General features: G+C 66.9%; 15 protein-coding genes. All 15 read left to right on the plus strand.

Translation table 11 applies throughout. The features are described from left to right. The first annotated feature begins 68 nt into the window (after positions 1-68). The 15 genes from Q5064_RS05385 to atpA all read left to right on the plus strand — a co-directional run bounded on the left by Q5064_RS05385 (position 69) and on the right by atpA (position 14,389). Positions 69-1,481 carry an NAD(P)/FAD-dependent oxidoreductase gene (locus tag Q5064_RS05385; protein ID WP_302962887.1) on the plus strand — a complete coding sequence of 471 codons (1,413 nt, stop codon included), beginning with the start codon at positions 69-71 and terminating at the stop codon, positions 1,479-1,481. Then, positions 1,478-3,316: an NAD(P)/FAD-dependent oxidoreductase gene (locus tag Q5064_RS05390; protein WP_302962888.1), complete on the plus strand. Its 1,839-nt coding sequence runs from the start codon at positions 1,478-1,480 to the stop codon at positions 3,314-3,316. Before Q5064_RS05385 ends, Q5064_RS05390 begins: the two co-directional genes overlap by 4 nt. Beyond that, positions 3,313-3,984, plus strand: a complete 672-nt coding sequence (locus Q5064_RS05395) for an L-threonylcarbamoyladenylate synthase (protein WP_302962889.1) — start codon at positions 3,313-3,315, stop codon at positions 3,982-3,984. Before Q5064_RS05390 ends, Q5064_RS05395 begins: the two co-directional genes overlap by 4 nt. Then, a complete protein-coding gene (locus Q5064_RS05400; RefSeq protein ID WP_302962890.1) occupies positions 3,981-5,009 on the plus strand; it encodes an alpha/beta fold hydrolase in 1,029 nt (342 codons plus the stop codon). The genes Q5064_RS05395 and Q5064_RS05400 overlap by 4 nt, the downstream gene beginning before the upstream one ends. Beyond that, positions 5,006-6,496 (plus strand): glycerol kinase GlpK, encoded by a 1,491-nt coding sequence (glpK, locus tag Q5064_RS05405; protein WP_302962891.1) that lies wholly within the window; start codon positions 5,006-5,008, stop codon positions 6,494-6,496. Before Q5064_RS05400 ends, glpK begins: the two co-directional genes overlap by 4 nt. A 141-nt stretch (positions 6,497-6,637) precedes the next feature. Next, positions 6,638-7,072: a ribose 5-phosphate isomerase B gene (gene rpiB, locus Q5064_RS05410; protein ID WP_302962892.1), complete on the plus strand. Its 435-nt coding sequence runs from the start codon at positions 6,638-6,640 to the stop codon at positions 7,070-7,072. Positions 7,073-7,081: 9 nt separating this feature from the next. After that, positions 7,082-8,338 (plus strand): serine hydroxymethyltransferase, encoded by a 1,257-nt coding sequence (gene glyA, locus Q5064_RS05415; RefSeq protein WP_302962893.1) that lies wholly within the window; start codon positions 7,082-7,084, stop codon positions 8,336-8,338. Positions 8,339-8,515: 177 nt separating this feature from the next. Continuing rightward, positions 8,516-9,154: a uracil phosphoribosyltransferase gene (gene upp, locus Q5064_RS05420; RefSeq protein WP_302962894.1), complete on the plus strand. Its 639-nt coding sequence runs from the start codon at positions 8,516-8,518 to the stop codon at positions 9,152-9,154. A 187-nt stretch (positions 9,155-9,341) separates the two neighbouring features. Continuing rightward, a complete protein-coding gene (locus Q5064_RS05425) occupies positions 9,342-9,800 on the plus strand; it encodes a cytidine/deoxycytidylate deaminase family protein (protein WP_028027239.1) in 459 nt (152 codons plus the stop codon). Positions 9,801-10,147: 347 nt separating this feature from the next. Further along, positions 10,148-10,429 (plus strand): hypothetical protein, encoded by a 282-nt coding sequence (locus Q5064_RS05430; RefSeq protein WP_302962895.1) that lies wholly within the window; start codon positions 10,148-10,150, stop codon positions 10,427-10,429. A gap of 18 nt (positions 10,430-10,447) precedes the next feature. Continuing rightward, positions 10,448-11,221, plus strand: a complete 774-nt coding sequence (atpB, locus tag Q5064_RS05435; protein WP_302962896.1) for a F0F1 ATP synthase subunit A — start codon at positions 10,448-10,450, stop codon at positions 11,219-11,221. A 153-nt stretch (positions 11,222-11,374) separates the two neighbouring features. Further along, positions 11,375-11,593 (plus strand): ATP synthase F0 subunit C, encoded by a 219-nt coding sequence (gene atpE / locus Q5064_RS05440; protein ID WP_016308481.1) that lies wholly within the window; start codon positions 11,375-11,377, stop codon positions 11,591-11,593. 54 nt (positions 11,594-11,647) lie between these two features. Further along, positions 11,648-12,256 carry a F0F1 ATP synthase subunit B gene (gene atpF, locus Q5064_RS05445; protein WP_035009254.1) on the plus strand — a complete coding sequence of 203 codons (609 nt, stop codon included), beginning with the start codon at positions 11,648-11,650 and terminating at the stop codon, positions 12,254-12,256. Further along, on the plus strand, positions 12,246-12,824 hold the full coding sequence (gene atpH / locus Q5064_RS05450) for an ATP synthase F1 subunit delta (protein ID WP_135970894.1): 579 nt from the start codon (positions 12,246-12,248) through the stop codon (positions 12,822-12,824). Before atpF ends, atpH begins: the two co-directional genes overlap by 11 nt. Next, positions 12,818-14,389, plus strand: coding sequence for a F0F1 ATP synthase subunit alpha (atpA, locus tag Q5064_RS05455; protein ID WP_302962897.1), 1,572 nt, complete (start codon positions 12,818-12,820; stop codon positions 14,387-14,389). The genes atpH and atpA overlap by 7 nt, the downstream gene beginning before the upstream one ends. Positions 14,390-14,391: the final 2 nt, after the last annotated feature.

Raw genomic sequence — 14,391 nt, forward strand, 5'->3', positions numbered from 1 at the left:
CCTGTGGGTTTGATTCAAAACGAGGGCGGCCCTCTGAAGGGGGGCCGCCTTTCTTTTATACTGGGCGTATGAAGACGATTGCAATCATAGGCGGTGGGGCTGCGGGTTTGGCGGCAGCGGTGGCGGCGGCCGAGACGGTGCGCGACGCTGGTGCGGGCGCTGGATCTGACGCCGAGGTGCGCGTGACCGTGTACGAGGCGTCCGATCGGGTGGGGCGTTCGATTCTGGCCACGGGCAACGGGCGCTGCAACTTCTCGAATGCCGTAATTGACGCGAGTCGGTACCGCAACGCCGCGTTCGTGGAAGAGACGCTGGGTGCTTGCGAGGCGACGTTCTGCGAAGATGGCGAAAGCGCTGGAGCGCCGGCTGCTGACGAGCCATTGTCCGGGGTGGATGCGCGGGCCAAGGCGCTGAATGCGATGAGCTGCGCCGACGCGGTTGGCGCGTGGAATGTGGTGCTGCGTTTCTTCTCCGATCGCGGCTTGATGTGGCGCGAAGAGGGGGAGGGGCGGCTGTATCCTTTGGCCAACAAGGCCACCAGCGTGCTCGACTGCCTGCGCGCGGCCTGCGTCGCAGCGGGCGTGCGTGAGCTCGTGGAAAGCGAGGTGGCGGCTGTGGAGGCGCCGCGCGGCGAGGGCGATCGGTTCACGCTGCGCTTGGCCGACCGCCGGCTCGAGCGGGCCGATGCGGTAATCGCGGCCGTCGGCGGCGCGGCGGGCGAGCGCTTGCTGCCCGCAGGTGTGCCCTTCCGCGCGATGGCGCCGACGCTCGGCCCCATTGCCACCGATCCGCGCTGGCCGCGTCAGCTGGACAACATTCGCGTGCGCGGGGCGCTGGAGCTCTGGCGGCCCGGAGAAGGCATGAGCCTCGAGGCATGCCGGGATGCGGGCTTCCCGCCCGACGAGCATCTCGGCGAGCGCCTGGTGGCCCGTGAGGTGGGTGAGGTGATGTTCCGCAAGTACGGCGTGTCGGGTATTGCCGCGTTCAACTTAAGCCGGCTCATGGAGCCGGGCGACCGGCTGGCCGTCGATTTCGTGCCAGGGGTGCGCCTGGTGGATATGGCGGCGTTTTTGAATCGTCGCCGCAAGATGCTCTTTGCGAGCTTGGGTCGATCCGTCACCTGGGAGGATATGCTGCGCGGTATGGTGCTTGCACCCGTAGCCGACGTGCTGTTGAAGGCCGTCGGGCTGCGAGGCGGGGACGAGACCACGAAGGAGAGTGCCGCGAAATTGGCTTGCGTGCTGAAGGGGCTGCGGCTGCCGGTCACGGGGTTGGGCGATGAGCGCCAGTGCCAGGTGCGTCGCGGCGGCGTGGACGTAGCCGCCATCGATGCGCATACCTGCGAGGCGCGCGAGATGCCGGGCCTGTATGTCGTTGGCGAGGCGCTCGACGTGGATGCGCCCTGTGGCGGCTACAACCTGCACTGGGCCTGGGCGAGCGGCTTGCTGGCTGGGCGCAGCGCGGTGGAGGCGCTGCGATGATCCAAGCTTCGAACATCCCTGTGTCGCTGGATGCGCTGCTTCCCGAAAACGACGGCCAGCTTCGCCGCGAAGTGGCGCACGCCCTGGGCGTGAAGGCAGGAGCGCTGGAAGAGGTGCGTCTGGTGAGGCGCTCCATCGACGCGCGCAAGAAGTCCAACGTCCACGGTGTGGTAGCCGTAGCCGTGCGGCTGGCGAAGGGCGCGAAGCCGCGGCCCGCGAAGGGCGTGACGACAAAGCCCTACGAGCCGACGGAGCCCCTGCGCATTCCCCTTATTGAAAGCGATACACGTCCCCTCGTCGTGGGCGCCGGCCCTGCTGGCCTGTTCTGCGCGCTGTATCTGGCCCGTGCAGGGTTGCGGCCCCTGGTGGTGGAGCGCGGCGCCGATGTGGATGCGCGCATGGCCGCCGTCGAGGCTTTCAACAACGGCGCGCCGCTGGATGCGCGCACGAACATCCAGTTTGGCGAGGGCGGCGCGGGTACGTTCTCCGACGGCAAGCTGAACACGGGCATCAAGAGCCCGCACATCCGCCACGTGCTGGAGGCCTTCGTGGAAGCGGGTGCTCCGGCCGACATCCTGGTGGACGCGAAGCCCCATATCGGCACCGACCTGCTCGTGGGCGTGGTGCGCAATTTGCGCCGCGCCATTCAAGAGGCCGGGGGAGAGGTTCGCTTCCTCGCGCACCTGGACGAGCTCGTGGCGGAAGACGGGCGCGTTGTCGGTGCGGTGATTTCCTCGACGGAAGACCTGTCTGCCTCAGGCGCGCGGCCGTGGGATGCGGAAGATGGCGCCGAGGCGGCGTCGGAAGATGGCCGTCGCTGGTTTTTCCCCACCGATTGCGTGGTGCTCGCCTGCGGGCATTCCGCGCGCGACACCTTCGCCATGGTGCGCGAAGCGGGGGCGGTTATGGAGCGCAAGCCCTTCGCCGTGGGCGTGCGCATCGAGCATCCGCAGCAGCAGATCGACGCCATGCAGTATGGGGAAGCCGCCGGACACCCCGCACTCGGGGCGGCCGACTACAAGCTGGCCGTGAAGTGCGCCGACGGCCGCGGCGTGTACACCTTCTGCATGTGCCCGGGCGGGGAGGTGGTGGCGGCCGCCAGCGAGGAGGGCGGCCTGTGCGTGAACGGCATGAGCCGCCACGCCCGCGCCGGCGCGAACGCCAACAGCGCCCTTCTGGTGGAGGTGCGCCCCGACGACCTGCCCGGCGACGACCCGCTTGAAGGGGTGGCTTTCCAGCGCCAGATCGAGTGCGCGGCTTTCGAGCTCGGTTGCGGTCTTTCCCTGCGGGAGGGCGATGGCCCCACAGGCGCGGCCGAATGCGAGGCGCCGACCGCCCTGCCGCGCATGCCCTACACCGCCCCCGCTCAGACCGTCGGCGATTTTCTCGCGGGCACCTCGGGAGCACCCAGCGCTCTGGTACATCCCACCTATCCGCGCGGCGTGGCCTGGCATGACCTGCGCGAGTGCCTGCCGCCCTTCGTCGCCTCCGCGCTTGCCGAGGCGCTGCCGCTGCTCGATCGCAAGCTGCACGGCTTCGCCGATCCCGGTGCGGTGATGACGGCGGTGGAGGCCCGCAGCTCGAGCCCTGTGCGCATCGTGCGCGACGGCGACTTCCAGGCGAGCATCGCGGGGCTCTACCCCTGCGGCGAGGGCGCGGGCTATGCCGGCGGCATCACGAGCGCGGCCGTGGACGGCCTGCGGGTGGCCGAAGCTATCGTGGCCGCGCGGGCGGACGTATGTCCGAAGCCCGAGGCGTCCGCGAAGGCGCGGGGTCCCGAGAGCCGAGGGCCCTCGCGTCCCGCCGAAAACACGACGGAAGGGGAGCGCCTGTGAACGTGCTCACGCTGAAAGAGGCTCGCGACGCCCTCTCTGCGGGCCGTGCCGTCATTCTGCCCACCGATACCGTGTTCGGCCTCGGCGTGTCCGTGCGGGCCGTGCCGGGCCCCGAGGCGCTGTACACCCTCAAGCACCGCGACGGGGGCAAGCCGGTCGCATGGCTCGTGGAGGGCCCCGAGGCGCTGGACGCATACGGAAGCGCCGTGCCGCCCTACGCACGCCGCCTCGCCGAGGCCTTCTGGCCGGGGGCTCTCACGCTCGTGGTGCGCGCCGCCGACACGGTGCCGCGTGCTTTCCAGTCGGCGGCGGGGACCATCGGCTTGCGCATGCCCGCAAGTGATGTCGCTCTCGCGCTCATTCGCGCCGCGGGCTGCCCCCTCGCCGTTACCTCGGCCAACATCTCGGGTCGTTCCGCCGTCGGCGATGCGGCGGCTCTCGACCCGTTGCTCGCCGATGCGACGGCGGGAGTGTACCTGCCCGAGGCGGCCGGGCGCGAGCGGGAGGCGAAGCCGGCTTCTCCGGAGGTGCTCCCGTGTGCTGCCCACGCTTCGCCAACGGATGCGACGCCCCTTCCCTCCACCGTGCTAGACTGCACTGCGGACTATCCGCGCGTGCTGCGCGAGGGGGCCCTGCCCTGGAATGTGCTGAAAGGAGCATTGCGATGACCGTAGAAGGCGAGATGACCGAAGAAAGCAAGGTAGCGCAGGTGGAAGACGGCGTGGGTCGCACCGAGTTCACCTTCGATTCCGCCGACGGTGCGAGCGCGGTGCATACCGTGCTGTGGGTGCCGACCGCTATGGACCGTACCGCCGGCGCTGCCGATGCGCCCGGTTGCTTCCGTCCGCGCGGGGTGGTGCAGCTCATCCACGGTATGGCCGAGCACATCGACCGCTACGACGACTTCGCCCGCTTCCTCGCCCGCGCGGGCTACCTGGTGTGCGGCCACGACCACGTGGGCCACGGCGACACCGCGCCCACGGCTGCCCATCGTGGTCGCATGCACCCGCGCACGGGCGGGGATGCGCTTGTGGCCGACGTGCAGACGCTGCGCCTGCTCGTGGCCCAGCAGGTGGCCCCGGGTGTGCCCTACTTCATGTTCGGCCATTCCATGGGCTCGCTTGTGCTGCGCAATTACCTGCCCCGCTTCGGGAAAGGGCTTGCCGGCGCCGTTCTCTGCGGCACGGCGAACCAGCCCGAGGTGGTGGCAACGGCGGGCAACGTGCTCGCCCGCGCCATCGTCGCCGTGCGCGGGGCCGACTACAAGAGCGAGCTTCTGCACCGCCTGGCCGACGGCGCCTACAGCCGCCAGGTAAAGGACGCGCGCACGCCCTTCGACTGGCTCTCCCGCGACCCGGCGGTCGTGGACGCCTTCATCGCCGACGAGCGCGCGGGCTTCATGTTCTCGGCCGGCGCTTACGCCACTTTGACCGAGCTGGCGGCCCGCGCCAACAGCCCGGCGGCCTACCGCGCCACGCCCCACGAGGTGCCCCTGCTCTTCGTGGCCGGCGACGCCGACCCGGTCGGGGATTGCGGTCGCGGCGTGGCGAAAGCCGCCGAGTCGATGGAGCGCGCCGGCGGCACGGACGTGACCCTGCGTCTCTTTTCCGGCATGCGCCACGAGATTCTGAACGAGATCGGCAAGGAAGAAGTCTACGCCTTCGTCCTGGAATGGATCGGGGCGCGTTCATGAAGAAGTACATCATCGCCTTGGACCAGGGCACCACCTCGTCCCGCGCCATGCTCATCGACCGGGAGGGCCGGGCGGCGGGCAGCGTGCAGCGGCCCTTTCCGCAGCTGTACCCGCAGCCGGGTTGGGTGGAGCACGACCCGCACGATATCTTGTCGTCCCAGCTGGGGGCCTTGACCGAGCTTCTGCTCACCTACAGCGTGAGCCCCGACGAGGTGGCCGCCATCGGCATCACCAACCAGCGCGAGACCACCGTGGTGTGGGACCGCGCCACCGGCGAGCCCATCGCGAACGCCATCGTGTGGCAGTGCCGCCGCACCGCCCCCATGATGGAGGCGCTCGCGAGCGACCCGGCGGTGGTGGCCGAGATCCAATCCCGCACGGGGCTCGTGCCCGACGCGTACTTCTCGGCCAGCAAGATCGCCTGGATCTTGGGCGAGGTGCCCGGGGCGCGGGCGCGGGCCGAGCGCGGCGAGCTCGCCTTCGGCACGGTGGACAGCTGGCTTCTGTGGAAGCTCACTTACGGCGCCGTGCACGCCACCGACGTGACGAACGCGAGCCGCACCATGCTCTACAACATCCACGAGGGCTGCTGGGATCCGTATCTGCTGGAGCTCTTCGGCATTCCCGCGTCCATGATGCCGGAGGTGCGCCCCTCGGCCAGCTTCTTCGGCGAGACGGCGAACCCGGGGCTCGTACAGGGCATCCCCATTGCCGGCATGGCGGGCGACCAGCAGGCGGCGCTCTTCGGCCAGTGCTGCTTTTCCGCCGGCCAGGCGAAGAACACCTACGGCACCGGCTGCTTTTTGCTCATGCACACGGGTCATGAGGCCTGTGCGAGCGGCAACGGCCTCATCACCACGGTGGCCGCCTCGGCACCTGGCACGAACGGCATCGAGTACGCGCTCGAGGGCAGCGTGTTCATGGCCGGCGCGCTCATCCAGTGGCTGCGCGACGAGCTCGGCATTATCGGGAATGTGGCCGAGACCGATCGGATAGCCCGCAGCGTGCCCAGCACCGAGGGCGTCGTGGTGGTGCCGGCCTTCACGGGGCTCGGCGCGCCCTGGTGGGATGCCGAGGCCCGCGGCGCCATTCTGGGGCTCACCCGCGGCGCCGGGCGCGCCCACATCGTGCGGGCGGCCCTGGAGGCGCTGGCGTATCAGGTGTGCGACCTGGTGCAGGCCATGACCGAGGATGCCGGCGTGCCGCTGTCGGTGCTGAACGTGGACGGGGGAGCGTCGGCCAACGACTTCCTCATGCAGTTCCAGGCCGACATGCTCGGCGTCTCGCTGCGCCGCCCCGCCAACGCCGAGACCACGGCCTTGGGCGCGGCGTATCTGGCCGGGCTTGCCACGGGATTTTGGCCCGATACCGAGGCGCTGCTGTCGCTGCGAGAGGGCGAGGAGCGCTTCCTGCCCACTTTCGACGAACCGATGCGCGCCGAGCGCCTGGCCCGCTGGCGCGCCGCCGTCGCCCGCGTGCGCAGCTAGGAACCGCCCAGCGGGGCTTCTGCGGGATGCAGGGCGCCATCCGTCGCGATTTGGTGCGGATGGCGGAAGCGCGGTGCACGCTGCGGCCGCGAGCACCTACAATAAGCGCACAACGTGGCTGCGACGGAAAGGATGGGGCCCATGCGGGTGAGCATCGGTGCCGACCACGCCGGCTTCGAGCAGAAGCAGGCGCTGGCGGCGTATCTGGCAGGGAAGGGGCACGAGGTCTGCGACCGCGGCCCGGATAGCGACGACCGCGTGGATTACCCCGACTACGCCGCTGCCGTGGCCCGGGACGTGGCCGAGGGAGCTGCCGATGCCGGCGTGCTCGTGTGCGGCACAGGGATAGGCATGGCTATGGCCGCCGACAAGGTGCCCGGCGTGCGCGCCGCCAACATCATCAACACCGAGTTCGCCGCCTTGTGCCGCGAGCACAACGATGCGAACGTCATCACGCTGTCGGGCCGCTTCGTGCCCCTCGAGGAGAACGAGCGCATCCTGGACACCTTCTTCGCCACCGACTTCGGCGGCGGAAGGCACGCCGGCCGTGTCGAGAAGATCATGAACCTGGACTAAGGAGAACTCATGGCCCTTGAATTTCTAGCGAAAGAAGACCCGCAGGTAACCGAGTGTCTGCGCGAGGAGCTGGCGCGTCAGCGCGGCAGCGTGGAGCTCATCGCGTCGGAGAACTTCACGTCCCGCGCCGTCATGGAGGCCGTGGGCAGCGTGTTGACCAACAAGTACGCCGAGGGCTATCCGGGCAAGCGCTACTACGGCGGCTGCGAGAAGGTCGACCTGGTGGAGGATCTGGCCCGCGACCGCGTCTGCGAGCTGTACGGCGCGAAGTACGCCAACGTGCAGCCCCACTCCGGTGCCAGCGCGAACTTCGGCGCGTATTTGTCCATCATCGAGCCCGGTGACACGGTGCTCGGCATGAGCCTCGATCACGGTGGCCACCTCACCCACGGCAGCCCCGTGAACTTCTCAGGCCTTCTGTACAACATCGTGTCCTACGGCGTGAACCCCGAGACCGAAGTCATCGACTACGACGAGGTAGAGCGCATCGCGAAGGAATGCCGCCCGAAGGTGATCGTGGCCGGCGCGAGCGCGTACCCGCGCTTCATCGACTTCGAGCGCATGGCGGCCATCGCGCACGAGGTGGACGCCTATCTTATGGTGGACATGGCCCACATCGCCGGCCTCGTGGCCGCGGACCTGCATCCGAGCCCGGTGCCCCACGCCGATATCGTCACCTCCACGAGCCACAAGACCTTGCGCGGCCCGCGCGGCGGCTTTATCCTCACCAACAGCGACGAGCTGGGCGCGAAGATCAACAAGGCCATCTTCCCCGGCGCCCAGGGCGGCCCGCTCATGCACGTCATCGCCGGCAAGGCTGTGGCCTTCGGCGAGGCGCTCAAACCCGACTTCCGCACTTATATGGAGCGCGTGGTTGAGAACGCCCGCCGCCTCGGCGAGGGCATGGCCGACGGCGGCCTGCGCCTCGTGTCGGGCGGAACCGACAACCACCTGTGCCTCGTGGATCTTACCGCCTCCGATATCACCGGCAAGGACGCCGAGAAGCTACTGGAGAGCGTGGGACTTACCGTGAACAAGAACTCTATCCCCAACGAGCAGCGCTCGCCCTTCGTGACGAGCGGCATCCGCGTGGGGTCTGCCGCGGCCACTACGCGCGGCTTTACCGCCGATGACTTCTACGAGGTGGGCGAGCTTATCGCCGCCGCCGTGTTCAATGCCGCCGACGAGGCGAAGCTCGCCGACATCCGTCGCCGCGTGGACGCGCTGCTTGCGGCCCACCCGCTGTACCCGGGACTGGAGTACTAGACGATTAAGTAAGAGCAGGGGACGGCCCGGCGGCTGTCCGACCTCCGAGTCCGCAGACGCGGAACTGTTGGTGTAAAATCCCTACCCGATAGTTCCGAAAACGCGGACGAGTCCGAGCGCGGGCAACCGCCGGGTCCTCTTCGCGGGAATATCCCTCGAACCGAAAGGAAGCGCGTTATGGAGTACAACGACCGCGTCACCGTCATCGACCATCCCATGGTGCAGCACAAGCTGTCGAAGCTGCGCGCCAAGGACACCTCCTCCAAGGACTTCCGCCAGCTGGTGCGCGAGCTGGCCATGTTCGAGGGCTATGAGGCCACGCGCGATCTGGCCCTGGAGGACGTGGAGGTGGAAACGCCCATCTGCAAGGCCACGTGCAAGCAGGTGGCGGGCAAGAAGATGGTGATCGTGCCCATTTTGCGCGCCGGTCTGGGTATGGTGGACGGCCTGCAGGAGCTCATGCCCTCCACCTTCGTGGGGCATCTGGGCATGTACCGCGACCCCGAGACCCACGAGCCCCACGAGTACTACGCGAAGCTGCCCGACAGCATCGACCAGCGCGACGTGCTCGTGGTGGATCCGATGCTCGCCACGGGTGGTTCGGCGGTGGCGGCCATCCAGTACCTGCGCCGCCAGGGCGTGAAGAACATCAAGCTCATGGTGCTCGTCGCCGCACCCGAGGGCATCGAGGCGGTGCTCGCGGCCGATCCCGACGTGCGCATCTACACCTGCTCGGTGGACGAGGGCCTGAACGAGCGCGCCTACATCGTGCCTGGTCTCGGCGACGCCGGCGACCGCATCTTCGGCACGAAGTAAGTTCGGGTTAACGCAGGCGGAAGGCCCGGCGGCTGCCCGCGCGCAGATTCCGCAGACTCGGAAATTCTGGTGTAGAATTTCCACACCAGAATTTCCGAAAGCGAGGACTTGCCCGAGCACGGGCAGTTGCCGGGCCTTCCGCCGAAGGATCGGAAAGAGTATTTCTGTCGAAAAGATCGGAGCACCAATGTCAGCGGATAACCGCCCCAGCTGGGACGAGTACTTCATGGGCCTGGCCAACCAGGTGGCCGAGCGCACCACCTGCCTGCGCCGCGGCGTGGGCGCCATCATCGTGAAGGACCGCCGCATCTTGGCCACGGGCTACAACGGCGTGCCCACCGGGCTCGCCCACTGCTCCGAGACCGGGTGTCTGCGCCAGCAGCTCGGCGTGCCGAGCGGCCAGCGCCACGAGATTTGCCGCGGCCTGCATGCCGAGCAGAACGCTATCATCCAGGCGGCCCGTTTCGGCACCGATATCGACGGTGCCACTATCTACGTGAACACGCAGCCCTGCGTGGTGTGCGCGAAGATGCTCATCAACGCCGGCATCAAGGAGATCGTCTACCAGAACCCGTACCCCGACGAGCTTTCCCAGCAGCTTTTGGCCGAATCCGGCATTCTCGTCCGCGAGTACACGGGGGAGTAGGGAAGTAGAGCGCGCTCCTCTCTTCAACTCAAGGTTGAGCATAGAGGAGGAGGCGGGTGTCCCAACCGAGTGAGTTCCGCAGCGACGGGAAGTGTCCAGTGGACACTTCCCCAAAGCGAGGACTGTCTGAGCGAATTGGGATACCCGCCTCCTCCGACCGAGGGGAGCCGCAACCAAGTTTCGTGCACGTGCACAAATTTTCCCAGTTCATCGCCATGCCGACTGCGCGAACTTTTCACCGCTCACCAATAAAAGCGCGGTTCCGTCCACCTTCTGTTGGCAACTCGTTATCATACGTTACGGTTTATTGGGTACTCAGCGCGAAAGCGCCCAGACGGAAGCAGGGTATGGCACTGGCAATTGTACTCGGCGTGTTGGCTGGAGTGGTGGGGTTCGCCCCGCTCATCTTCGGTTTGCACCGGGTCAAGCACATGACGGACGCGGGCAATTTCGGGCATATGGGTGTTCTCATGCTCTGCCTCATCTTCTCCTTTATCCTCATGTTCGCCGCCGCAATCCTCTGCATCACGCTGGCACGCGATTTGGCGCTGCCCTTCGTCCTGTCGGAAGCCGTAGCGCTCTCGCTCACCGCCGTCGCATTTGGCGTGAGCCGGATCGTGCGGAAATAGCATAGGAAAGGTTGATACGTGGACGCTCTTTCAACTCTCTCGGCCGAGGTGCCCCATCTCCAGGCATCCTTCGATCCCACCGTCGTGTTCGGCGGGGTCACCCAGTACATCGTCTGGATGGTCATCTGCTGGATCATCACCTGCGCCATCGTGCTCGTGGTGGCCAAGAAGCTCACGCTCATCCCCACGAACAAGTTCGTGAACACGGTTGAGTACGGCTATCAGTTCGTCCGCAACGACATGGGCGAGGGCATCATTGGCCACGGGTTCAAGAAGCACGTGCCCTTCCTGGCCACGATGTTCTTCTTCATCCTGATCTCGAACTTCGTGGGCCTCATTCCCGGCTGCAAGACGCCGACGGGCACCATCTCGGTGACCTGGGCGCTGGCCACCATTTCGTTTATCTACTTCAACTTCTGGGGCATCAAGGCCAAGGGCGGCCTGGCCTACCTGAAATCCTTCGCCCCCTCGGGCCTGCCCACCGTCATGGTGCCGGTCATCTGGTTTCTGGAGCTCATCTCCACGGTGATCCGCTGGCTGACGCTGGCCGTCCGACTCTACGGCAACATGTTCGCCGGCCACATGGTGCTCGGCATCTTCGCCCTGGCCTCCTCCGTGTTCCTCACGGTGGGCATCCAGGCGCTCGACCCCATCTCCGGCGTGCTGTCGCTGCCGTGGTTCATCCTGCTCATCGCCATGTACGCCCTGGAGACGCTCGTCGCCTTCCTGCAGGCCTACGTGTTCACGGTGCTCTCGGCGGTCTACGTCCAGATCGCCACGTCGGCCCACTAGGCCGCACGGCACCGACCTCAAGCGCCCCGCGGCGCCGGGAGGCTGGAAGGCCTCCGTACCCCTTGGGTTAAGCCGGCACCTCCAATGCCGGAGACCATATCCGTTAAGTGTTTTTGGGAAACAGGCTCAAAAACGACCTTTAAGGAGGAAATTGTGGAAACTGTTTTCGTCATCGCTGCGCTGAAGCTCGTCGGCTACGGCCTGGCCACCATCGGCCCCGGCCTGGGCATCGGCATCGCCTGCTACGGCTGCTGCGTGGGCACCGCCCGCCAGCCCGAGGTGCAGGGCCGTCTGTTCACCAACTTCATCATCGGCGCCGCTCTGGCCGAGGCCCTGGCCCTCATCGGCTTCGTGCTCGCGTTCATCCTCTAAATCCGTCTCATCAATCAATTCGGAAGCCTGCAGAGGCAAGAAAGAGGTATGCACGTGAAGACAAGAGCGAACAAAGCAGTGGCCAAGGTCGCCTTCGGCGCCGTGGCCCTGAACGCTGCTTTCCCTGCGCTCGCGTTTGCTAGCGAGGAGGAGTCGGGCGGTCTGTCCGCCATTCTCCCCGACATGGCGGAGTTCATCCCCATGCTCATCGCCTTCATCATCCTGTGGATCATTCTCGCGAAGTTCGGCTGGCCCATGTTCGCCGGCATGCTCGAGAAGCGCGAGAACACCATCCGCGAGGCTCTGAAGAAGTCCGAAGAGGCTCAGATCGAGAGCGAGCGCGTGCTTGCGGAGTACCAGCAGCAGCTGGCCGACGCCAAGACCCAGTCGGCTCAGATCATCGCCGACGCCCGTGCGGTGGGCGAGGCCGTGAAGGCCGACATCACCGCCCAGGCCCAGACCGAGGCGGCCGACATGATCGCCAAGGCGAAGGCCGCCATCGAGGCCGAGAAGAAGGCCGCCGTGGCCGAGCTCCAGTCCTCGATCGCCGACACGTCGGTGGATGTCGCGTCCCGTCTCATCGGCCAGGACCTGACCGAGGGCGAGCACCGCGCCATCATCGAGCGCTACGTCAAAGAGGCAGGGAGCTTCAATGGCAACTAATCGTCTCGTCGTCAAAGAGGAAGTCGCCGTCTTCGCGTCGGTGCTCTTCGACAGCGCCAACGAGGCCGCCGGCCAGGAGGGCGTCCTGGAGGTGCGCGAGCAGATGGCCGAGGTCATCCGCGCCATGCGCGCCGACCTGGATCTCACCATGGCGCTCTCGAACCCCGATTTCACCCCTGAGCAGCGCCGCGCGCTGGTGGAGAACGTCTTCGCCGATACGCACGTGGCGTTCCGCGAGGTGCTGGCGGTCATGGCCGAGCGCGGCCAGGCCGACCTGCTGCCCCGGGTGAACGACGAGTTCCGCGCGCTGATCGGCGAGCGTTTGGGGATCTGCGTGGTGGACGTGACCACCGCGGTGCCCCTCGACGACGGGCTGCGCCAACTTATTACGGAAAAAGCAGAGGCTGACCTGGGCAAGAAGGCGGTGCTGCGCGAGCGCATCGACAAGTCTATCTTGGGCGGCATCATCATGGACGTTGACGGCAACTACATTGACGCGAGCATGATCTCGCAGCTCAACCGTGCCCGCAACGTCCTCAAAGACACAACAGATGGAGGTGAATGCTAGTGACTGAAATCACCGCACAGTCCATTGACGCCGCGCTGAAGAAGCAGCTCGAGTCGCTGACCGTCAGCGTCGAGTCCCGCGAGGTGGGCACGGTCATCCAGGTCGGCGACGGCATTGCGCGCGTCGACGGTCTCCGCGATGCCATGGCCGGTGAGCTGCTCGAGTTCATCGGAGAGGGCGGCAAGACCGTGTACGGTCTGGCCCAGAACCTCGAAGAGGACGAGGTCGGCGCCGTGCTTCTGGGTGACGTCACCGCAATCAAGGAAAACGACCAGGTCCGCACGACCGGCCGTATCGTGGAGGTTCCCGCCGGCGAGTCCATGCTCGGCCGCGTGGTGAACCCGCTCGGCCAGCCGATCGACGGCAAGGGTCCCATTAAGGCCGAGGGCACGCGCCCCGTGGAGTTCAAGGCTCCGGGCGTTATCTCCCGCCAGCCCGTGAACGAGCCCATGCAGACCGGTATCTTGGCCATCGACTCCATGGTGCCGATCGGCCGCGGCCAGCGCGAGCTCATCATCGGCGACCGCCAGACCGGCAAGACGGCTATCGCCATCGACGCCATCATCAACCAAAAAGATCAGGACATGATCTGCATCTACGTCGCCATCGGCCAGAAGGCCTCCACGGTGGCCGGCGTGGTGGAGACCCTCGAGCGCCACGGCGCCATGAAGAACACCATCATCGTGGCCGCCACCGCTTCCGACTCGGCTCCGCTGCAGTACATCGCGCCGATGGCCGGCGCCGCCATGGGCGAGTACTTCGTCTACAACGGCGAGAACGGCAAGCCCGCCGACGCCGAGAACCGCGGCCGCGCGGTGCTCATCGTCTACGATGACCTGTCCAAGCAGGCCGTGGCCTACCGCCAGATGTCGCTGACCCTGCGCCGCCCGCCCGGACGCGAGGCCTATCCCGGCGACGTGTTCTACCTGCACTCCCGCCTGCTGGAGCGCGCGGTGAAGATGTCCGACGAGAACGGCGGCGGCTCCATGACGGCTCTGCCGATCATCGAGACCCAGGCCGGCGACGTGTCTGCCTACATTCCGACCAACGTGATCTCCATCACCGACGGTCAGATCTTCCTGCAGACCGACCTGTTCTTCCAGGGCCAGCGCCCGGCTGTCGACGTGGGCATTTCCGTGTCCCGAGTCGGCGGCTCCGCGCAGATCAAGGCCATGAAGCAGGTGGCCGGCTCCCTGCGTCTGGACCTCGCGAGCTACCGCGAGCTGCAGGCCTTCACCCAGTTCGGCAGCGACCTGGACAAGGCCACGCAGGACCAGCTGACCCGCGGCTCCCACATGACGGAGCTTCTGAAGCAGGGCCGTTACAACCCGATGCCCGTGGCCGAGCAGGTCATCGCCATCTTCGCCGGCAACGAGGGCTTCCTCGACGATCTGCCGCTGGATGCCGTGGTCCGCTTCCGCACCGAGCTGCTCGCCTCCATCCGCGCTTCCAAGCCGGAGATCATCGAGACGATCAACAAGGAGAAGAAGCTGACCGCCGAGACCGAGACCGCCATGAAGGAGGCTATCGCCGCCTTCAAGCAGTCCTTCGACGCCACAGCGTAAGG

Source organism: uncultured Adlercreutzia sp., from assembly GCF_958431955.1.
GTDB lineage: Bacteria > Actinomycetota > Coriobacteriia > Coriobacteriales > Eggerthellaceae > Adlercreutzia.

Excerpts from the sequence above, each read along its gene's own strand:
- Q5064_RS05385 (WP_302962887.1), top strand. The coding sequence starts at position 69 with ATGAAGACGATTGCAATCATAGGCGGTGGGGCTGCGGGTTTGGCGGCA.
- Q5064_RS05390 (WP_302962888.1), top strand. The coding sequence starts at position 1,478 with ATGATCCAAGCTTCGAACATCCCTGTGTCGCTGGATGCGCTGCTTCCC.
- Q5064_RS05400 (WP_302962890.1), top strand. The coding sequence starts at position 3,981 with ATGACCGTAGAAGGCGAGATGACCGAAGAAAGCAAGGTAGCGCAGGTG.
- glpK (WP_302962891.1), top strand. The coding sequence starts at position 5,006 with ATGAAGAAGTACATCATCGCCTTGGACCAGGGCACCACCTCGTCCCGC.
- rpiB (WP_302962892.1), top strand. The coding sequence starts at position 6,638 with ATGCGGGTGAGCATCGGTGCCGACCACGCCGGCTTCGAGCAGAAGCAG.
- glyA (WP_302962893.1), top strand. The coding sequence starts at position 7,082 with ATGGCCCTTGAATTTCTAGCGAAAGAAGACCCGCAGGTAACCGAGTGT.
- upp (WP_302962894.1), top strand. The coding sequence starts at position 8,516 with ATGGAGTACAACGACCGCGTCACCGTCATCGACCATCCCATGGTGCAG.
- Q5064_RS05425 (WP_028027239.1), top strand. The coding sequence starts at position 9,342 with ATGTCAGCGGATAACCGCCCCAGCTGGGACGAGTACTTCATGGGCCTG.
- Q5064_RS05430 (WP_302962895.1), top strand. The coding sequence starts at position 10,148 with ATGGCACTGGCAATTGTACTCGGCGTGTTGGCTGGAGTGGTGGGGTTC.
- atpH (WP_135970894.1), top strand. The coding sequence starts at position 12,246 with ATGGCAACTAATCGTCTCGTCGTCAAAGAGGAAGTCGCCGTCTTCGCG.
- atpA (WP_302962897.1), top strand. The coding sequence starts at position 12,818 with ATGCTAGTGACTGAAATCACCGCACAGTCCATTGACGCCGCGCTGAAG.